At 72.1% G+C, this 17,437-nt stretch carries 23 protein-coding genes; 13 read left to right on the top strand and 10 right to left on the bottom strand.

All coding sequences use genetic code 11. The annotated features are described in order from the left end of the window. The first annotated feature begins 274 nt into the window (after positions 1–274). Both JMJ56_RS24960 and JMJ56_RS24965 read left to right on the top strand, forming a co-directional pair. Positions 275–580: a hypothetical protein gene (locus JMJ56_RS24960; RefSeq protein WP_202834475.1), complete on the top strand. Its 306-nt coding sequence runs from the start codon at positions 275–277 to the stop codon at positions 578–580. After that, positions 570–944: a hypothetical protein gene (locus JMJ56_RS24965; protein WP_202834476.1), complete on the top strand. Its 375-nt coding sequence runs from the start codon at positions 570–572 to the stop codon at positions 942–944. The genes JMJ56_RS24960 and JMJ56_RS24965 overlap by 11 nt, the downstream gene beginning before the upstream one ends. Positions 945–953: 9 nt before the next feature. Here JMJ56_RS24965 and JMJ56_RS34140 read toward each other — a convergent pair whose 3' ends face one another. Together JMJ56_RS34140 and JMJ56_RS24975 are read right to left on the bottom strand one after the other, a co-directional pair. Beyond that, a complete protein-coding gene (locus JMJ56_RS34140) occupies positions 954–2,006 on the bottom strand; it encodes a DUF6817 domain-containing protein (RefSeq protein WP_236038457.1) in 1,053 nt (350 codons plus the stop codon). Further along, positions 2,006–2,470, bottom strand: a complete 465-nt coding sequence (locus JMJ56_RS24975) for an L-2-amino-thiazoline-4-carboxylic acid hydrolase (protein WP_202834477.1) — start codon at positions 2,468–2,470, stop codon at positions 2,006–2,008. Before JMJ56_RS24975 ends, JMJ56_RS34140 begins: the two co-directional genes overlap by 1 nt. A gap of 99 nt (positions 2,471–2,569) precedes the next feature. On the opposite strand from JMJ56_RS24975, the gene sppA reads away from it, so the two are divergent. From sppA to JMJ56_RS25030, 11 genes are all read left to right on the top strand, one after another. Continuing rightward, positions 2,570–3,484 (top strand): signal peptide peptidase SppA, encoded by a 915-nt coding sequence (gene sppA / locus JMJ56_RS24980; protein WP_202834478.1) that lies wholly within the window; start codon positions 2,570–2,572, stop codon positions 3,482–3,484. Positions 3,485–3,503: 19 nt separating this feature from the next. Then, on the top strand, positions 3,504–3,830 hold the full coding sequence (gene ihfB, locus JMJ56_RS24985; RefSeq protein WP_043359171.1) for an integration host factor subunit beta: 327 nt from the start codon (positions 3,504–3,506) through the stop codon (positions 3,828–3,830). 13 nt (positions 3,831–3,843) lie between these two features. After that, the gene (locus tag JMJ56_RS34965) at positions 3,844–4,188 is read left to right on the top strand and encodes a lipopolysaccharide assembly protein LapA domain-containing protein (RefSeq protein ID WP_202834479.1); all 345 of its coding nucleotides are present in this window, start codon (positions 3,844–3,846) and stop codon (positions 4,186–4,188) included. Positions 4,189–4,192: 4 nt separating this feature from the next. Continuing rightward, complete coding sequence (gene pyrF / locus JMJ56_RS24995; protein WP_202834531.1) at positions 4,193–4,900, top strand: orotidine-5'-phosphate decarboxylase; 708 nt, start codon at positions 4,193–4,195, stop codon at positions 4,898–4,900. After that, on the top strand, positions 4,897–5,556 hold the full coding sequence (locus JMJ56_RS25000; protein ID WP_202834480.1) for a phosphoribosylanthranilate isomerase: 660 nt from the start codon (positions 4,897–4,899) through the stop codon (positions 5,554–5,556). The genes pyrF and JMJ56_RS25000 overlap by 4 nt, the downstream gene beginning before the upstream one ends. A 283-nt stretch (positions 5,557–5,839) precedes the next feature. Continuing rightward, positions 5,840–6,295, top strand: a complete 456-nt coding sequence (locus JMJ56_RS25005) for a response regulator (protein WP_202834481.1) — start codon at positions 5,840–5,842, stop codon at positions 6,293–6,295. 55 nt (positions 6,296–6,350) lie between these two features. Next, complete coding sequence (locus JMJ56_RS25010; protein ID WP_202834482.1) at positions 6,351–6,713, top strand: DUF4087 domain-containing protein; 363 nt, start codon at positions 6,351–6,353, stop codon at positions 6,711–6,713. A 63-nt stretch (positions 6,714–6,776) separates the two neighbouring features. Then, positions 6,777–8,018 (top strand): tryptophan synthase subunit beta, encoded by a 1,242-nt coding sequence (trpB, locus tag JMJ56_RS25015; RefSeq protein ID WP_202834483.1) that lies wholly within the window; start codon positions 6,777–6,779, stop codon positions 8,016–8,018. Then, positions 8,015–8,833 carry a tryptophan synthase subunit alpha gene (gene trpA / locus JMJ56_RS25020; RefSeq protein ID WP_202834484.1) on the top strand — a complete coding sequence of 273 codons (819 nt, stop codon included), beginning with the start codon at positions 8,015–8,017 and terminating at the stop codon, positions 8,831–8,833. The genes trpB and trpA overlap by 4 nt, the downstream gene beginning before the upstream one ends. Beyond that, positions 8,830–9,762, top strand: coding sequence for an acetyl-CoA carboxylase, carboxyltransferase subunit beta (gene accD / locus JMJ56_RS25025; protein WP_202834485.1), 933 nt, complete (start codon positions 8,830–8,832; stop codon positions 9,760–9,762). Before trpA ends, accD begins: the two co-directional genes overlap by 4 nt. A gap of 10 nt (positions 9,763–9,772) precedes the next feature. Continuing rightward, positions 9,773–11,047, top strand: a complete 1,275-nt coding sequence (locus JMJ56_RS25030; protein ID WP_202834486.1) for a bifunctional folylpolyglutamate synthase/dihydrofolate synthase — start codon at positions 9,773–9,775, stop codon at positions 11,045–11,047. Here JMJ56_RS25030 and JMJ56_RS25035 read toward each other — a convergent pair. The 8 genes from JMJ56_RS25035 to hisB form a co-directional block, all read right to left on the bottom strand. Beyond that, the gene (locus JMJ56_RS25035) at positions 11,005–12,054 is read right to left on the bottom strand and encodes an amidohydrolase family protein (protein WP_328702468.1); all 1,050 of its coding nucleotides are present in this window, start codon (positions 12,052–12,054) and stop codon (positions 11,005–11,007) included. The two genes, JMJ56_RS25030 and JMJ56_RS25035, sit on opposite strands and share 43 nt — an antisense overlap. Then, positions 12,051–13,178, bottom strand: a complete 1,128-nt coding sequence (locus JMJ56_RS25040; RefSeq protein WP_202834487.1) for an acyl-CoA dehydrogenase family protein — start codon at positions 13,176–13,178, stop codon at positions 12,051–12,053. Before JMJ56_RS25040 ends, JMJ56_RS25035 begins: the two co-directional genes overlap by 4 nt. Then, positions 13,178–14,383: an acyl-CoA dehydrogenase family protein gene (locus tag JMJ56_RS25045; RefSeq protein ID WP_202834488.1), complete on the bottom strand. Its 1,206-nt coding sequence runs from the start codon at positions 14,381–14,383 to the stop codon at positions 13,178–13,180. The genes JMJ56_RS25040 and JMJ56_RS25045 overlap by 1 nt, the downstream gene beginning before the upstream one ends. A 70-nt stretch (positions 14,384–14,453) precedes the next feature. Continuing rightward, positions 14,454–15,203 carry a 1-(5-phosphoribosyl)-5-[(5-phosphoribosylamino)methylideneamino]imidazole-4-carboxamide isomerase gene (hisA, locus tag JMJ56_RS34150; RefSeq protein ID WP_236038459.1) on the bottom strand — a complete coding sequence of 250 codons (750 nt, stop codon included), beginning with the start codon at positions 15,201–15,203 and terminating at the stop codon, positions 14,454–14,456. Positions 15,204–15,206: 3 nt separating this feature from the next. Further along, entirely contained in the window at positions 15,207–15,773 is a 567-nt protein-coding gene (locus tag JMJ56_RS34155; RefSeq protein WP_236038460.1) for a GNAT family N-acetyltransferase, read from the bottom strand. After that, positions 15,770–16,423 (bottom strand): imidazole glycerol phosphate synthase subunit HisH, encoded by a 654-nt coding sequence (gene hisH, locus JMJ56_RS25055; protein ID WP_202834489.1) that lies wholly within the window; start codon positions 16,421–16,423, stop codon positions 15,770–15,772. The genes JMJ56_RS34155 and hisH overlap by 4 nt, the downstream gene beginning before the upstream one ends. Continuing rightward, positions 16,420–16,797: a DUF2628 domain-containing protein gene (locus tag JMJ56_RS25060; protein WP_202834490.1), complete on the bottom strand. Its 378-nt coding sequence runs from the start codon at positions 16,795–16,797 to the stop codon at positions 16,420–16,422. The genes hisH and JMJ56_RS25060 overlap by 4 nt, the downstream gene beginning before the upstream one ends. Then, positions 16,797–17,399, bottom strand: a complete 603-nt coding sequence (gene hisB / locus JMJ56_RS25065; RefSeq protein ID WP_202834491.1) for an imidazoleglycerol-phosphate dehydratase HisB — start codon at positions 17,397–17,399, stop codon at positions 16,797–16,799. The genes JMJ56_RS25060 and hisB overlap by 1 nt, the downstream gene beginning before the upstream one ends. Between the last annotated feature and the right edge of the window lie 38 nt (positions 17,400–17,437).

Below are 17,437 nucleotides of genomic sequence, written 5' to 3' on the forward strand. Positions count from 1 at the left end.
GTGCCGGGTCAGGAAGTCGGGCGGGACGAGGCCGGCGGGGATGGGGTCGGGGCGGCGGGGCTTGCGGCGCATGGGGTGGGCTCCGCGACGGGGGGGGGTCGGAACATAATATGAACAGTAGCAAACAGCAACGACTAACCCTTGTGGTCGGGCCGGAGCGTCCTGCTAGCCTGCCGCAAGGCTCGACATCGCCACGGTCAACGAGATCGTCCGCACCGCCGCCGTCGCGAGCCTGCATGGCGCGGCGGATGCCGAGGGACGCGAAGCGCTCGACGTGACGATCGTGCTGGGCGGCGACGTCTCGCGCATCAGCGGCGATCAGGTTCTCGGCATGCTGCGGCGGATCGCGGACGAACTGCAATCCACGGGCGATGAGCGCTTTCCCATCCTCAATTCCGCCAAGGAAGGCGGGTTGGAGCGCGAGATTGCCGATCCTGAATCCCTGAGCACCTGTTCGACCAGGTGGAACGCCTGTGGAGCCGTCGCCGCATGGGCCGCCGCGGCAGGTCGACCTGCGGCGGGCGATCTCGACGGCCTATTACGGCGTGTTCCATGGATGCCTGATCGCCATGGCCGATGAGCTGATCGGCAAGACCTTGCGCAATACGCCCCGCTACGCGCTGGCCTGTCGCAGCGTCGGTCATCGCAGCCTGCGGGAGCTTTGCGGCGAGGCGTCGAAGGCGGCGCCCCGGCGGGCAGTTCCGGACCATATCCCCACGGGCAGTTTCGACACACGCATCCGCGATCGCGGCTATGCGGTCGTCGAGCTGCAGGGGAAGCGACATGCCGCGAATTACGATCCGCGGCCGCGGTTCCGGACCTCGGATGCCTTGCTGGCGCTGCTCCAGGCGAGGACGGCGATGGCCCGCCTGATGGAGGCGCCCGCCGAGCACCGGCAGGCTTTCCTCACCCTGCCCGCCTTCCCGCCGCGCGGGGCGGCCTGAGGAAGGGCGCTACCCCTCCACCAGCCCAAGGCCGTTGAGGCCGGGCAGCATCTCCGGCCAGCGGCGGGCCTCGGCGGATTGCAGGAGGATGCGGGCCCAGGCGACCCAGCCGGACCAGGCGATGCGCTTGTCCCAGGCGACGCCCCAATCCGACAGCAGGGCGAGGCCGGCGCCGGCGTGGAGGGCGGCGGCGTTCCAATCGCCGGCGGCCAGGGCGAGCTGGGCGAGGAGCAGGCGCGGTTCGGCGACATAGGGATTGTGGATCGCGGCGGCTTCGAGCGCGCGGCGGGTGGGATCGGGGCTGGCGACGGGCAGGGCCCGCGTCACGGCCTGCCAGTAGAGCGTGACGGCGGCGAGCTCGTCTGCGGGGTCGAGCCGCGCCGTGCAGCGGGCGAAGACCGGGGGCGTGGGGATGCCCCATTCGGGCGGCATCTCCGACAGCGGCAGGGCGAGGCGGGAGAGGGTGCTGAGGGCCGAGGCGGTCGGCTTCAACGGGCCCGGCCAGAGGGCGGCGGCCCAGTGGTCCTGCACGCGGCGGGGCTTGGATGGGCCGGGGAAGCCGGGAAAGAGCTCGTCCTGCCAGGAATGCCACTGCTCGGCGATGTCGGCGATGGTGGCGATGGCGAAGACCGCGACATCCTTGCTGCTGAGCAGGATGGCGGGGGCGCCCTCGCGTTCGAGGACCATGCCTTCCTCGGGGAGGTCGCCCTCCTCCAGCAGGCGGCGGGTGAAGAGGGTGCGGGGCATGGTGCAGAAGAGATGCACCAGGCGCTCCGCCTCCTCGCCCAGCGCCTGGCGGAGCGGGGCGCGGTCGGCGAAGAGCTGCAGGTCGACGTATTCGTTGGAATAGACGCTGTGGAAGAGGCCGAGCAGGCGGATCTCGCGCGGCATGTCCCAAAGGGCCAGCGTGCGGTAGAGGCCGAGCAGGTGGTCCTTGAAGGTGCCGGCCTTGTGCCAGTCCTCGCCGGCGGCGCGGGAGAAGAGCAGCTCCAGCAGGTGGGGAAGCTCGGGGTCGATGGCGGGCCAGTCTTCCGCCAGCAGGGGCTTGATGAGGGGGTGCATCACGGCTCGACCTGGTAGCGGAAGTCGCAATGGGTGGCGCCGTCCATCAGCGTCTGGGTGCGGGTCAGCCTGAGCTTCGGGTCGTAGCCCTCGCAGAAGGCGCCGTCGCGGTTGCAGGAGAGGACGGCGCCGAGCTCGGCGAGGCCCTTGGCGCGGTACATCTCCGAGTATCTGCAGCGGGTGACGTTGAAGCCGTAGCTGGTCTCGGTACGGTCGGTGACCTCGATGCGGAGCGCGTCGCCGCGGGTCCAGCGCTCCTGGATGGCGATGAAGTGGTCGAGGCTCGGGCCTTCGGGCGCTTCGGCGGCCATCTCGGCGGCGGTCTGCTTCGCCAGCTTGACGACGGCGCGGGAAAGGATGGCGCGGGCCTGCTCGGGGCCGAGCTCGGCGGCCATCTCCTCGTAGATGCCCTTGGCGAAGGCGGCTTCGATGCGGCGCTGTTCGAGGATGCCGATGCTGCTCATCGCGGGGCTCCGGTGGTGGGGAGGGGAAGCCTAGAGGGGCGGGGGCTGGACCGGAAGGCCGGCTGGGGCCAGATGAGCGGCGACGGGAGCGGGAAGGTCATGGCACTGGACGCCGATCTGCTGATCGACAGGAGGCGGCTGAAGCGGCGCCTGGCGCTGTGGCGGGGCTTCGCCCTGCTGCTGGTGCTGGGGGCGGCGCTGGCCTGGCTGGGGCGCGCGGGCGATCTGCCGGGGCTCGGGGCGGGACGCGTCGAGCGGCTGACCGTCTCCGGCTTCATCGGCGACGACCGGAAGCTGCAAGAGGCGCTCGACAAGCTCGCCAAGGATGCGGGGGTGCGGGCGGTGATCGTCGCCATCGACAGCCCCGGCGGGACGGTGGGCGGGGGCGAGGCGCTGCATGCGGCGCTCAGCCGGCTGCGGGCGGCGAAGCCCGTGGTCGCGGTGATGCGCGGGACGGCGGCCTCGGCGGGCTACATGACGGCGGTGGCGGCGGAGCGGATCTTCGCGCGGGAATCGACGCTGACGGGCTCCATCGGGGTGATCCTGCAGACCTTCGACACCTCGGAGCTGCTGGCGCGGCTGGGGGTGAGGGGGGAGGCGCTGGTCTCGGGACCGCTGAAGGACCAGCCGAATCCGTTCCACCCCCTGTCGCCGGACGGGCGGGCCGCGTTGCAGGGTGTCGTCGGCGACATGTATGCGCAGTTCGTCGAGAAGGTGGCGGCAGGGCGGCGCATGCCGGTCGAGCAGGTGCGGGGGCTGGCGGACGGGCGGGTCTTCACCGGGCGGCAGGCGCTGGAGGCGGGGTTGGTCGATGCGATCGGCGGCGAGGCGGAGGCCAGGGCCTGGCTGGCGGCCGAGCGGGGCGTGCCGGCCGATCTCCCGGTGCGGGACATCGAGACGCGGAGCATGGCCGAGCGGCTGGCCGGGGCGGCCTTCGGTGGCTTCGCGAAAAGCGTGGTTTCAGAATGGCTTGGCGTTGACGGGGCCGGCCTGCTCTGGCAGCTTCCGCGATGAGGGGCAGGATGGGGCAGCGATGACGAAGAGCGAGCTGATCGCGCATCTGGCGGCGGAGAACCCGCATCTGCGGCAGCCCGATATCGAGCTGATCGTGGCAACCATCTTCGAGGAGATCACCGACGCGCTGACCCGGGGCGACCGGGTGGAGCTGCGCGGCTTCGGCGCCTTCTCGGCCAAGAAGCGGGATCCGCGGACGGGGCGCAACCCGCGCACCGGGGCGGCGGTTCCGGTGGAGGGCAAGGCCGTTCCCTATTTCAAGCCGGGCAAGGAGCTGCGCGAGCGGGTGAATGACGGGCCCGCCCCGGCCGCGCCGCGTCCGGCCCGCGCCGCGGCCAGTTCGTGAAGGACACCTTTTGATGCTGCAACTGATCCTGCTGCTGCCCGTGCTGGTGGTGCTCGTGCTCTTCGGCCTGTCGAACCGGGAGGAGGTGCTGCTGCATCTCTGGCCCTTCGACCTGGCCTGGGCGGTGCCGCTCTCGACCGCGATGCTGGTCTTCGCGGCCGTGTTCTTCCTGTTCGGCGCGCTGGTGGCCTGGGTGGCGGGACTGCCGGCGCGGGCGCGGGCGCGGCGGGCGGAGCGGGCGGCGCAGGTGCTGGAGGCGGAGCTCAACGAGCATCGCGCCGCGGCGGCGCGGCAGGTCGGGCCGGTGCCGCAGCCAGCGGGGACCAGCCTCGCACGGCTGCAGCGGCCGGCGGCCTGAGGTGCTGGCGCGTCCCCGGGGCGGGGCCGGGCGGGTCATCCCGGCGATCGACACCGCCGATCCGGGGCGGGCCGAGGCGCTGGCGCGGACGCTGGCGCCGGGCTGCGGGGCGGTGAAGCTGGGGCTTGAGCTGTTCACGGCCTGCGGGCCGGAGGCGGTGCGGCGGGTGGCGCCGGTGGCTCCGGTCTTCCTCGACCTCAAGCTGCATGACATCCCGAATACCGTCGCCGGGGCGGTGCGGTCGCTGCTGCCGCTCAGGCCGGCGATGCTGACGCTGCACGGCGCGGGCGGGGCGGCGATGATGGGTGCGGCGCGCGAGGCGGCCGAGGCGGCGGGGGAGGCGCGGCCGATCCTGCTGGCCGTCACCGTGCTGACCAGCCTCGATGCCGGGGCGCTGGCCGAGACGGGCATTGCGGGCGGGCCGGTGCAGCAGGTGCTGCGGCTGGCGCGGCTGGCGCTCGGTGCCGGGGCGGATGGGCTGGTCTGCTCGCCGCGCGAGGTGGGGCCGATCCGCGATGCCTTCGGCGAGGCGCCCTTGCTGGTGGTGCCGGGGGTGCGGCCGGCCGGCAGCGCCGTGGGCGACCAAGTCAGGACGGCGACGCCGGAGGAGGCCGTGGCGGCCGGGGCGGACTGGATCGTGGTCGGGCGGCCGATCACCGGGGCGGCCGACCCGGTGGCGGCGCTCGCGGCGATCGGCGGGGCGCTGGCGTGACCGAGGTGAAGATCTGCGGGGTCCGCGATGCGGCGGGCTTCGATGCGGCGGCGGCGGCGGGGGCGGCGATGGTCGGCTTCGTCTTCTATCCGCCCTCGCCGCGGGCGGTAACGCCGGAGGAGGCGGCGGTGCTCTCCGCCCGGATCGAGGGCGGGCCGGTGCGCGTCGGGCTCTTCGTCGATCCGACGGACGAGGCGATCGAGGCGGTGCTGGCCGTGGTGCCGCTCGGGCTGATCCAGCTGCATGGGGCGGAGGCGCCGGCGCGGTGCGCGGCGATCCGGGCACGGTTCGGGGTGCCGGTGATGAAGGCGGTGGGCATCGGCGGCGAGGCGGATTTCGCCGCGCTCGAGGCCTATGCGCCGGTGGTGGACCGCTTCCTGCTCGATGCCAAGCCGCCGGCGGGGGCGAGCCTGCCGGGGGGGAACGCGGCGGCCTTCGACTGGGGGCTGACGGCGGGGCGGGTGATCCCACGGCCCTGGCTGCTGGCCGGGGGGCTGACGCCGGAGACGGTGGCGGAGGCGATTCGCCAGAGCGGGGCGGCGGGAGTGGATGTGTCCTCCGGCGTCGAGCGGGCGCGCGGGGTGAAGGATCCGGGACGGATCAGGGAATTCGTGGGAGCGGCGAGGAGGCCGCGCGGAAGCGCATCGGAAGGCTAGGGCTGCCGGTGCCTGAGATGGGCATGACGGGTCCATCGAGCGGGATTGCCGGCCGCAAGGCCGATGGCAAGGTTTCGGATCGCCGCTCGGTTGCCTCATCTGACAGATGATAATCAATGAAACGTTATATACATTTTTGGTTGAAAGTTGTGTATGGTTGTGTCCCTCAACGCTCCGGCCCGTCGGTGGCGTAACCCAAGGCACCAAGTCCATGCCAGCCGAACTACCCCTCGGCGACACGACCCAGCCCAAGCCGGAATCTGGGGGACCCAGGATCCTCGTCGTGGAGGACCAGGCCCTCATCGGCCTGCTGATCGACACCATTCTGCAGGAGGCCGGCTATCAGGTCTTCCTGGCCGGGAATGGCGAGGAAGCGCTCGTCATGGCGCAGTCGATCGGCGAGCTGTCGGCGGTCATCGCGGACATCCATCTGCTGGGCCAGTTGGACGGCAGGGCGGTGATCCGCAGCCTCCGCCGGAACCGCCCCTTCCTGCCGGTGGTGGTGGTGACCGGTTTCCACCCGGAGGCGCCGGAGGCCAACCTGCGGGGGCTTGGGGGCCCCACCGTCCGGCTCGGCAAGCCCTTTGCCGCCGAGGACCTGATCGCCAGCCTGGCCGATGTGCTCTCCAGCACGACCGGACGGGCGACGAATCCATCGGGCGAGGCCCCGCGGCGGCGGAACGGGGCGGCGCCGGACCGGGCTGGATTGCTGGTGGGCGGCCCTTTCTCGCGTCGCTAGCGGCGGCGGCCGCGATCGGGCTAAATCGGCGGGCTTCCACGGCGGAGGAGAGCCCGTGACGCCGAAGGTCATCGCCCTGGGCCTGTGGTTCCTGTTGCCTGGCGTACCCTGTGCGCTGTCGGCCGAGCGCCGCTGCGGCTGGCTCGGGAACCCGACCCCGGGGAACTGGTCGTTGCTCGACCGCGACGGGACCTGGCTGCTTTCCTCCCAGGGAGGCCATGAGGCCGAGGGCATGGAGGCGATGCCTGACATGACCGGCGCCGGCTGGGTCGTCACCAATGGCGTCTCCTACGGGCATGGCTGTGCCTGCCTGACGGTGGAGACGGACGCGCAGGGGCGGCGCATCCTCCGGCTGCTGGCGGCCCAGACCCTGCCGCTGGCGCGGTGCCGGGCGGACCGGAGCCTGCCGCCGCCCTGAGCGGGCTGACTTTCCCGCTTCGACGCGCTGCTCTATGAGGGCGGCCAGAAAAGGGGAAAACCTGTGAACAAGCCGCTGCCCAATTCCTATCGCCAGGGCCCGGACAGCCAGGGCCGCTTCGGCCAATTCGGCGGGCGCTTCGTCGCCGAGACGCTGATGCCGCTGATCCTCGAGGTCGAGCAGGCCTATGAGGCGGCGAAGCGCGATCCCTCCTTCGATGCCGAATGGCGGCGGCTGCTGACGCATTATGTCGGACGGCCGAGCCCGCTCTGGTTCGCCGAGCGGCTCACGGCCCATCTTCGTGCGAACAGCGCGAGGGAGGATCTTGGGGCGAAGGTCTACTTCAAGCGCGACGAGCTGAACCATACCGGCGCGCACAAGATCAACGCCGTGCTCGGGCAGATCCTGCTGGCGAAGCGCATGGGCAAGACGCGCATCATCGCCGAGACGGGGGCGGGGCAGCATGGCGTGGCGACGGCCACCGTCTGCGCGCTGTTCGACCTGCCCTGCACGGTCTTCATGGGCGCGACGGATGTGGAGCGGCAGCAGCCCAACGTTTTCCGCATGAAGCTGCTCGGCGCCGAGGTGATGCCGGTGACCTCCGGCGCGGCGACGCTGAAGGATGCGATGAACGAGGCGCTGCGCTACTGGGTCGCCAATGTCGAGGACACCTATTACTGCATCGGCACCGTCGCGGGCCCGCATCCCTATCCGGTGATGGTGCGGGACTTCCAGAGCGTCATCGGCGAGGAAGCGAAGCAGCAGATGATGGCGGCCGAGGGGCGGCTGCCGGATTCGCTGGTGGCCGCGATCGGCGGCGGTTCCAATGCGATGGGGCTGTTCTATCCCTTCCTCGATGATGCCGACGTCCGCATGTATGGCGTGGAGGCGGCGGGGCATGGCGTGGAGACGGAGCAGCATGCCGCCTCGCTGACCAAGGGGCGGCCGGGCGTGCTGCATGGCAACCGCACCTACCTGTTGCAGGATGCGCATGGGCAGATCACCGAGGCGCACTCCATCAGCGCGGGGCTCGACTATCCCGGCGTCGGGCCGGAGCATTCCTGGCTGCATGAGCTCGGCCGCGTGCAGTATGTGAGCGCGACGGACGACGAGGCGCTGGCCGCCTTCCAGCTCTGCTCGAAGCTCGAGGGCATCATCCCGGCGCTGGAGCCGGCGCATGCGCTGGCGCATGTGATCCGCATGGCCCCGCAGCTCCCGCGGGACGAGATCGTGCTGATGAATCTCTGCGGGCGGGGGGACAAGGACATCTTCACCGTGGCGAAGCATCTGGGAGTCGAGATGTGAGCCGGATCGCTGCCAAATTCGCCGCGCTGAAGGCCGAGGGGCGCGGGGCGCTCGTCACCTATCTCCAGGGCTTCGACCCGGACCGGGAGACCTCGCTGGCGCTGCTGCGCGGGTTGCCGGAGGCGGGGGCGGACCTGCTGGAAGTGGGCGTGCCCTTCACCGACCCGATGGCGGATGGCCCCTCGATCCAGCGGGCGGCGCAGCGGGCGCTGAAGGTGGGGGCGACCCTGCCGGGCGTGCTGGAGCTGGTGCGGGCATTCCGCGCGGGCGACGGGACGACGCCGGTGATCCTCATGGGCTACTACAACCCGATCCTCGCCTATGGCGTCGACCGGTTCTGCACGGATGCGGCGGCGGCGGGCGTCGACGGGCTGATCGTCGTGGACGTGCCGCCCGAGGAGGCGGGGGAGATCGAGCCGCAGGCGCGGGCGGCCGGGCTCGACCTGATCCGGCTGGTGGCGCCGACCACCGACGATGCGCGGCTGCCCCGCGTGCTCGCGGCGACGAGCGGCTTCGTCTACTACGTCTCGATCACCGGCATCACCGGGACGCGGAGCGCGACGGCGGCCTCGCTGGAGGAGGCGGTCCCGCGCATCCGCAAGCACACGGATCTGCCCATCGCCATCGGCTTCGGCATCCGCACGCCGCAGCAGGCGGGGGAGGCGGCGCGGCTGGCGGATGGGGCGGTGGTCGGGACGGCGCTGGTGGACACGCTGGCGGCCTCGCTCGACGAGGAGGGTCGGGCCAGGCCGGAGACGGTGGGGCTGGTGCTGGAGCAGGTGCGGGCGCTGGCGGGAGCCGTGCGCGGCCGATGAACTGGATCAGCGAGTGGGCGCTGCCCAAGATCAAGACGCTGTTCGGCGCGCCGCGGGAGGTGCCGGACAACCTCTGGCACAAGTGCCCGGCCTGCGAGCAGATGATCTTCCACCGCGACCTCGAGCGGAACCTGCATGTCTGCACCCATTGCGGGCACCACCTGCGTGTCGGCGCGCGGACGCGGATGGACTACACGCTGGATGCCGGCTGGGCGCGGATCGAGCTGCCGAAGGCGCCGCAGGACCCGCTGCGGTTCCGCGACCAGCGGCGCTATGTCGAGCGGCTGCGCGAGGCGCAGGTGAAGGTGGGGCAGGAGGATGCCGTCGTCGTCGCGCATGGGGCGATCGAGGGCAACCGCGTCGTCGCCGCGGCCTTCGAGTTCAGCTTCCTCGGCGGGTCGATGGGCGCCGGCGTGGGCGAGGCGCTGGTGACGGCGGCGCGGCTGGCGGTGCTGCAGGATGCGCCGCTGATCGTCTTCACCGCCTCGGGGGGCGCACGGATGCAGGAGGGCGCGATCAGCCTGATGCAGATGCCGCGCACCGTCATCGCCACGCGCATGGTGAAGGAGGCGGGGCTGCCCTTCATCGTCGTGCTCTGCGACCCGACGACGGGTGGCGTCACCGCCAGCTTCGCCATGCTGGGCGACATCCAGATCGCCGAGCCGGGCGCGATGATCGGCTTCGCCGGGGCGCGGGTGATCGAGCAGACCGTCAGGGAGAAGCTGCCGGAGGGGTTCCAGCGGGCGGAGTACCTGCTGCAGCACGGCATCCTCGACATGGTGGTGCCGCGGGGCGAGATGCGGGCGACGCTGGCGCGGCTGATCGGCCTGCTGCGGCTGCCGGAGCAGGTGGCGGCGCCCGTCGGCGCAACGGGTGAGGTCGAGGCATTGGCGCTGCCGGCGCCGGAAGGGCCGGCAGTTCCCGCGTGAGCCAAGGGGCATGAGCCGGAGCGAGGCCATCCTGGAGCGGCTGCATGCGCTGCATCCGGTGGCGATCGACCTGAGCCTCGGGCGGCTGGAAGGGCTGCTCCGGAAGCTTGGGCATCCGGAGCGGCACCTGCCGCCGGTGGTGCATGTCGCCGGGACGAACGGCAAGGGCTCGACCTGCGCCTTCCTGCGCGCCATCGGCGAGGCGGCGGGGCAGCGGGTGCATGTCTTCACCTCGCCGCATCTGGTGCGGTTCCATGAGCGGATCCGGCTGGCGGGCGAGCTGGTGGGGGAGGAGGCGCTCGGGGCGGCGCTGGAGGAGATCGAGGCGGTGAATGCGGGGGCGGCGATCACCGTCTTCGAGGTCATCACCGCCGTCGCCTTCCTGCTGTTCAGCCGGGTGCCGGCCGACCTGCTGGTGCTGGAGGTGGGGCTCGGCGGGCGGTTCGACGCGACCAACGTGATCCCGCCGCCGGCGGTGGCGGCGATCACCTCCATCTCCATGGACCACATGGAGTTCCTCGGCGACCGGCTGGAGCGGATCGCCTTCGAGAAGGCGGGGATCATCAAGCCGCGCGTGCCCTGCGTGACGGGGGCGCAGGAGCCTGCGGCGCTCGGGGTGCTGGAGCGCGTCGCGGCGGAGGCGGGGGCGCCGCTGCTGGCGCGCGGGCGGGGCTGGAGCGTCGGGCGGCGCGAGGGCGGGCTGCGCTACGCGGACGCGGCGGGGGTGGTGGAGCTGCCGCCGCCGGGGCTGCTCGGGGCGCATCAGGCGGACAACGCGGGGATCGCCGTCGCGGCGCTCCGGGCCTGGGGGCCGGGCTGGCTGAGCGAAGCGGCGCTGGCGGCGGGCATCGCCGGGGCTGAGTGGCCGGGGCGGATGCAGAGGCTCGGCGGGCGGCTGGCGGGCATGCTGCCGGAAGGCTGGGAGCTCTGGCTGGATGGCGGGCACAATGCGGGGGGTGGGCTGGCCATCGCCGGGCAGGCCAGGGAATGGGGCGACCGGCCGCTGCATCTCCTCGTCGGGATGAAGGGGACGAAGGTGGTCGAGGACTTCCTGCGGCCGCTGGTGCCGTTGGCCGACAGCCTCTGGGCGGTGGCGGAGCCGGGGCAGCACCTGGCGACGCCGGTGGAGCGCATCGTCGCCGCGAGCGGGGGCGTGGCGCGGCCGGGGCCGACGGTGGAGGCCGCGCTCCGGGCCCTGCCGAGGGAGGGGCCGCCGGCGCGGGTGCTGGTGTGCGGGAGCCTCTATCTGGCGGGCGAGGTGCTGAAGCTGGATGGCAGCCCGTAGGTCCGCGCGGCGGTGCCGTGGAACAGCGCCGCCTTCTCCTCGGCGCTCGCGCCCGAGGCGAGGCGCTTGAAAGCGTTCCAGAGGACGGGGTAGCTGCACATGCCCTTGTCCACCGGGAAATTGCTCTCGAACATGCAGCGTGCGGGGCCGAAGGCCTCGATGCAGGTCTCGATATAGGGCCGCCAGGCCTCGGCCAGGGCGGCGGAGCCGGGCGGGCGCCCGGCGAGGTGGAAGTCGAAGCCGTTCACCTGCATCGCCAGGCCGCCCAGCTTCACCGCCATGTTGGGGAGCGCGGCCAGCGCCCGGACCTGCTCGCGCCAGGCGGGGAAGACCTCGGCGCGGCGGCCGGCGAAGGGGCCCACGCCGAGCGGGCCGCCGCAATGGTCGAGGATGATGGCAAGCTCCGGCACGGCGCGGGCGAGGGCGAGCACCAGCGGCAGCTGGGTGTGGTAGGCCCAGACATCGAGGGTGAGGCCGGCGCGGGCGACCTGACGGGCCCCCGCGGCGAAGCCCGGGTGTTCGAGCGGGCCGGGCGGGGGCGTCACCAGGTTGGTGCGGATCTCGGGCGAGGGATGCCAGGCGGTGCGGTTGCGGATGCCGCGGAAGAGCGGGCCGGCGATCGCCCGGTGCGCCTCCAGCAGGGGAGCGACGCGGTCGCCGAGCGTCAGGTCCACCATGCCGATGATGCCGGCGCAGGCATGGGTTCCGCCATGGCGGCCGCTGGCGCGGGTGACGAACGCCGTCTCGCCGAGGGGGCGTTCCGCCTCCGGGCCCTCGGCGCGGTACATGGCGCCGCACTGGACGAAGACCGTCGCTTCGATCCGGTGGCCGCTGGCCGTGTCGCGCAGCAGGTCCGGCAGCAGGTAGCGCTCGCCGGGATGGTCCCAGAGGTGGTGGTGCGGGTCGATGATCGGCAGGTTCGGGTCGAGGATCGCCTCCCCGGTGAGGGCGAGCCAGTCCTCGCGCACCGCGACCTGGCGGGACGGGGTGAGGAGCGCGGCGCTCACTCCACCTGATCCGCCAGCCGGTCGAGGTGGTGGGCGGTGTCGCCGAAGAGGTGCTCGATCACCATCACGCGGCGGAAGAAGTGGCCGACGGCGTATTCGTCCGTCATGCCAATGCCGCCATGGAGCTGGACGGCGTTCTGCGAGACGAAGCGGCCGGCCTGGCCGACGCCGACCCTGGCCATGGCGATGCTGCGGGCGCGCTCCTCCGCATCCGGCGCATCGACCGACATGGCGGCGAGCATGGCCATGGAGCGGCCCTGCTCGAGCGCGATCATCATCTCCGCCGAACGGTGCTGGAGCGCCTGGTTGTCGCCGATCGGGCGGCCGAATTGCTGGCGGGTCTTCAGGTAGTCGAGCGTCATCGCCTGCATGGCCTCCATGGCGCCGATGGTCTCGGCGGCGGTGGCGGCGATGCCGGCCTCGATGACGCGCTCGATCACCGGGAGGGCGGCGTCGCGCTCGCCCAGCAGCTCGGCCGGGACGCCGGTGAGCGAGAGCTCGGCGGCGCGGGTGCCGTCGCGCAGCGCGTAGCCGCGCCGGGCGAGGCCGGACGCCTCGGCATCGACGAGGAAGAGGGAGATCCCTGCCGCCTCGTCGCGGCTGCCGGCGGTGCGGGCGCTGACCACCAGCCGGTCGGCGCAATCGCCGTGCAGGACGACGCTCTTCGCGCCGTCGAGCCGCCAGCCTCCGCCGTCCTGGCGCGCGGTCGTCAGCACGTCGGGCAGGTCGTAGCGGGATTGCCGCTCGCCATGGGCGAAGGCGAGCTTCAGCGTGCCGTCGGCCAGCGCCGGCAGCAGCTCGTCGCGCTGGGCGGCGCTGCCGGCGAGGCGGAGCGCGGTGCCGCCGAGCACGATGCTGGCGAGATAGGGCTCCAGCACCAGGTGGCGGCCGAAGGCCTGCATCAGCAGCATGACGTCGACCGGGCCGCCGCCGAAGCCGCCATATTCCTCCGGGATGGGCAGGCCGAGCAGGCCGAGCTCGGCGTATTGCGACCAGAGCCGCTCGCTCCAGCCCAGCGGCGCCTTCAGCAGGGACTTGCGCTGCTCGAAGCCGTACTGGTCGGCGAGCAGGCGGGCGACGCTGTCGGTCAGCAGGCGCTGATCCTCGGTGAGGTCGAAGTCCATCAGAGCCCCAGCACGGCTTTGTTGAGGATGTTCTTCTGGATCTCGTTGGTGCCGCCATAGATCGAGGCGGCCCGCAGCATGAGATAGGCCGGCGCCATGGCCGGGGCCCAGTCGGGGATGGGCGCGGGTTCGTTGGCCAGCGCCGCCAGCTCCTGCTGCCAGGCGGGCATGGCGAGCGGGCCGCCGACATCCATCACCAGCTCGGAGCTGGCCTGGAGCAGCTCCGTCCCCTTCACCTTCAGGACGGAGGAGAGCGGGTCGGGCGTCTTGCCGCCCGACTTGGCGAAGGCGGAGACGACGCGGAGCTGGGTGATCTCCAGCGCCTTCATGTCGACCTCCAGCTGCGCCACGCGGGTGCGGAAGGCGCGGTCCTCGATCAGCGGGCGGCCGCGGGTGCGGACCTCGCGCGCCACCTCCTTGGCGCGGCGCACCGCGGCCTTGCTGGTGCCGAGCCGGGCGATGCCGGTGCGCTCGTTCCCCAACAGGTACTTGGCCACCGACCAGCCCTTATTCTCCTCGCCGACCAGGTTCTCCGCCGGCACCCGCACATCGGTGAAGAAGACCTCGTTCAGGTGGTGGCTGCCGTCGATGGAGATGATCGGCCGCACCTCGATCCCCGGCGTGCGGAGGTCGATCAGCAGGAAGGAGATGCCCTCCTGCCGCTTGGCGGCCTTGGGGTCGGTGCGGACCAGGCAGAAGCACCAGTCGGCATTGTGCGCGGTCGAGGTCCAGATCTTCTGGCCGTTGACGACGTAGTGGTCGCCGTCGCGCACCGCCGCCGTGCGCAGGCTGGCGAGGTCGGAGCCGGCACCGGGCTCGGAGAAGCCCTGGCACCACCAGTCGTCGAGGTTGGCGGCGCGGGGCAGGAAGTGGCGCTTCTGCGTCTCGGTGCCGAACTCGACCAGCACCGGGCCGAGCATGGTGATGTTGAAGGAGAGCAGTTCCGGCGCCGGGGCCTGCAGGTTCTCCTCGAGGAAGATCATGCGCTGGATGGCGGTCCAGCCCGGCCCGCCCCATTCCGTCGGCCAGGAGAAGGCGGCCCAGCCGCGGGCATTCAGGATGCGCTGCCAGGTGATGGTGTCCTGCTTGGTCGGCTTATGGCCGAGGCGCATGCGCTCGCGGATGTCGGCGGGAAGATTGGCGCGGATGAAGGCGCGAACCTCCTCGCGGAAGGCAACCTCCTCCGGCGTGAATCGCAGATCCATGGCCCGTCACTCCCGTTGGTCTTTGGGAGCAGACTGGCGCCTCCGGCGGGCGGGGGCAAGCGGGCGGCGGCTACCCCTTGCTCGGGCCACCCTCCGCCAGCGCCAGGGCCTTGGCCGGGTCGATGCGGCCGTCATAGAGGGCGCGGCCGATGATGACGCCCTCGATGCCCTCGGCCGCGACGGCGGTGAGGGAGGCGAGGTCGTTCAGCGAGGCAACGCCGCCGGAGGCGATGACGGGGAGGCGGACGGCCCGCGCCAGGGCGAGCGTCGCCTCGAGGTTGACGCCGCCGAGCATCCCGTCACGGTCGATATCGGTGTAGATGATGGCCGCCGCCCCGGCATCCTCGAAGCGGAGCGCCAGTTCCTGCGCCGGCATGGTGCTGATGTCGGCCCAGCCCTCGGTCGCCACCATGCCGCCGCGCGCGTCGATGCCGACGGCGATGTGGCCGGGCCAGGCACGGCAGGCGGCGAGGGCGAAATGCGGGTCCTTCAGCGCCGCCGAGCCGAGGATGATGCGCTTCACCCCCTGGTCCAGCCAGGCCTCGACCGTGTTCATGCTACGGATGCCACCGCCGAGCTGCACCGGCAGGCCGGGGGTGGCGGCGAGGATCGATTGCACGGCCGCGGCATTGGCCGGGCGGCCGGCGAAGGCGCCGTCAAGGTCGACCACGTGCAGCCAGCGGAAGCCGGCGGCGGCGAAGACCCGGGCCTGGGCGGCCGGGTCGGCGGAATAGACCGTCGCCTCGCGCATGTCGCCGCGTTTGAGGCGGACCACCTGGCCGGCCTTGAGGTCGATGGCGGGATAGAGGGTGAGGCCCATCGGTTATGGCACCATGTGTTCCGTGCGGCGGCCGCGGCCGGGCTCCAGCAGCTTGTAGTAGTATTGCCCAGCGACCGTCTGGCCACGCACCCTGGCATAGACCGGGTGGCTGCCCCAAAGCACGTAGCCGAGCGCCTGGAACAGGGCGATGGCGGTGAGCTGCGTCTCCCGCACGTCGAGGTTGAGAACGCGGTGGCCGAGTGCCGCTGCGCGTTCCTCGACCTTCCGGATCAGCAGCCGTGCCAGGCCGTGGCCGCGGCCATAGGGCGCGATATAGGCGTGGGTGAGCTGTGCGGCGAAGGCCTGGGCCTCGTTGTTGCGGTGCGGGCGGACGAGCTGGGCGCTGCCGACCACCATGCCGTCGAGACGCGCCACGAACAGCTCCCGCTCCGGCACGAGGAGGACGCCGCGGAAATGCCGCTCCAGCGCGGCACGGCCCTGCGGCTCGACCCAGCCGAAGCCGCCACCCTCGATGATGGCGGCGTCCGTCGCCTCGCAGAGTTCGGCGATGTCGTGGTCGTCGAGCTCGGTGACCCGGTCCACGCGCAAATCGGCGATGGTCCCGCTCATGGTTCCCACCGGAGGAAGTTGGCCAGGATGCGCAGGCCGACGGTCGCGCTCTTCTCCACGTGGAATTGCGTGCCTGCGACATTGCCGCGGGCGACGATGGCGACGACCGGGCCGCCATACTCCGTGGTGGCGGCGACCTCGTCCTGCTCGGCGCCGCGCAGGGCGTAGGAATGGACGAAATAGGCATGCTCGCCGGGGCGGACGCCGTCCAGCAGCGGGTGCCCGCCGGGGGTGAAGGCGAGGGTGTTCCAGCCCATCTGCGGCAGGGGAAGGGGCGTGCCGTCGGGACCCCTGGGGGCCATCGGCGCCATTTCGCCGGCGATCCAGCCGAGGCCGGGGGTCACGCCATGCTCCAGGCCGCGCTCCACCAGGATCTGCATGCCGACGCAGATGCCGAGCAGGGGCACGCCCTGGCCGCGGACGCGGTCCTCCAGCACCTCCACCATGCCGGGGAGGGCTTCGAGGCCCCGCATGCAGGCGGCGAAGGCGCCCTGGCCGGGAAGGATGAGGCGGTCGGCCGCCGCGGCCTCCGCGGCGTCGCGGGTGATGGCGGCCTCCACCACCGTGCCGGCCATCCCGGCGGCACGGTCGAGGGCGCGGAGCACGGAGGCGAGATTGCCGGAGCCGGGGTCGATGACGGCGACCTTCATGCCCTGGCCTCCAGCGCACGGAGGAGGGCGAGGTCGGCATCGCTTCCGGCGACCGGGCCGGCCTCGCGCCAGCCGCGGCGGGCCAGCGCCGCGCGGCGCAGGTCCTCCGCCTGGAAACCGAGCAGCAGGTGGAGGGCGAGGCCGAGCGGCGCTCGGGCCCAGTCCGGGGCGAGGGCGAGGAGGAAAGCCATGGCGGCGAGGTAGACCACCGATTCCAGCCAGAGGCGGTACGCCAGCAGCCACGGCAAGCCGAAGAGGAAGGCGAGCCAGGCGAAGCGTTCCGGTACCAGGGCGGGCAGCCGGGCCTCCGGCGTCGCGGCCCGGCCTTTGGGAGCCGGACCCTCCGGGGGAAGGTGGACAGTCCAGATGCGCATCAGGCCTCCAGCACTCCCTTGGTGGAGGGGATGGCGTCCGGCGAGCGCAGGTCGGTCTCGACGGCCATCCGCAGCGACCGGGCCAGCGCCTTGAAGCAGGCCTCTGCGACATGGTGCGCGTTGGTACCGGCCTTCAAGGTGACATGCAGGGTGATGCCGGCGTTGAAGGCGAGGGCGCGGAAGAATTCCTCGAACAATTCCGTGTCCATCTCCCCGATCTTGTCGCGGGGGAAGGGCACGCTCCAGGCGAGGAAGGGGCGGCCGGAGATGTCCACCGCGGCCTCGGCCAGGGCTTCGTCCATCGGCAGCAGGGCCTGGCCGTAGCGGCGGATGCCGCGCTTGTCGCCGAGCGCCTGGCGGAGCGCCTGGCCGATGACGATGCCGACATCCTCGGTCGTGTGGTGGAAGTCGATATGCAAGTCGCCCTTGGCCTCCACCTCGAGGTCGAACAGCGCATGCCGGCCGAGGGCGGTCAGCATGTGGTCGAGGAAGCCGATGCCCGTCTCGGCCCGGACCTGGCCGGTGCCGTCCAGCGCGAGGCGGACGGTGATGGCGGTCTCGGCCGTGCTGCGGGTGATGACGGCGGTGCGGGGGGCGGTCATGGGCGCGGGCATAGCGGATGCGCGGCTGGGGGGAAATG

Source organism: Belnapia arida (genome assembly GCF_016773205.1).
Lineage (GTDB): Bacteria > Pseudomonadota > Alphaproteobacteria > Acetobacterales > Acetobacteraceae > Belnapia > Belnapia arida.

Excerpts from the sequence above, each read along its gene's own strand:
- JMJ56_RS24965 (WP_202834476.1), top strand. The coding sequence starts at position 570 with ATGGCCGATGAGCTGATCGGCAAGACCTTGCGCAATACGCCCCGCTAC.
- JMJ56_RS34140 (WP_236038457.1), bottom strand. The coding sequence starts at position 2,006 with ATGCACCCCCTCATCAAGCCCCTGCTGGCGGAAGACTGGCCCGCCATC.
- JMJ56_RS24975 (WP_202834477.1), bottom strand. The coding sequence starts at position 2,470 with ATGAGCAGCATCGGCATCCTCGAACAGCGCCGCATCGAAGCCGCCTTC.
- sppA (WP_202834478.1), top strand. The coding sequence starts at position 2,570 with ATGGCACTGGACGCCGATCTGCTGATCGACAGGAGGCGGCTGAAGCGG.
- ihfB (WP_043359171.1), top strand. The coding sequence starts at position 3,504 with ATGACGAAGAGCGAGCTGATCGCGCATCTGGCGGCGGAGAACCCGCAT.
- JMJ56_RS34965 (WP_202834479.1), top strand. The coding sequence starts at position 3,844 with ATGCTGCAACTGATCCTGCTGCTGCCCGTGCTGGTGGTGCTCGTGCTC.
- accD (WP_202834485.1), top strand. The coding sequence starts at position 8,830 with ATGAACTGGATCAGCGAGTGGGCGCTGCCCAAGATCAAGACGCTGTTC.
- JMJ56_RS25030 (WP_202834486.1), top strand. The coding sequence starts at position 9,773 with ATGAGCCGGAGCGAGGCCATCCTGGAGCGGCTGCATGCGCTGCATCCG.
- JMJ56_RS25040 (WP_202834487.1), bottom strand. The coding sequence starts at position 13,178 with ATGGACTTCGACCTCACCGAGGATCAGCGCCTGCTGACCGACAGCGTC.
- JMJ56_RS25045 (WP_202834488.1), bottom strand. The coding sequence starts at position 14,383 with ATGGATCTGCGATTCACGCCGGAGGAGGTTGCCTTCCGCGAGGAGGTT.
- hisA (WP_236038459.1), bottom strand. The coding sequence starts at position 15,203 with ATGGGCCTCACCCTCTATCCCGCCATCGACCTCAAGGCCGGCCAGGTG.
- JMJ56_RS34155 (WP_236038460.1), bottom strand. The coding sequence starts at position 15,773 with ATGAGCGGGACCATCGCCGATTTGCGCGTGGACCGGGTCACCGAGCTC.
- hisH (WP_202834489.1), bottom strand. The coding sequence starts at position 16,423 with ATGAAGGTCGCCGTCATCGACCCCGGCTCCGGCAATCTCGCCTCCGTG.
- JMJ56_RS25060 (WP_202834490.1), bottom strand. The coding sequence starts at position 16,797 with ATGCGCATCTGGACTGTCCACCTTCCCCCGGAGGGTCCGGCTCCCAAA.
- hisB (WP_202834491.1), bottom strand. The coding sequence starts at position 17,399 with ATGACCGCCCCCCGCACCGCCGTCATCACCCGCAGCACGGCCGAGACC.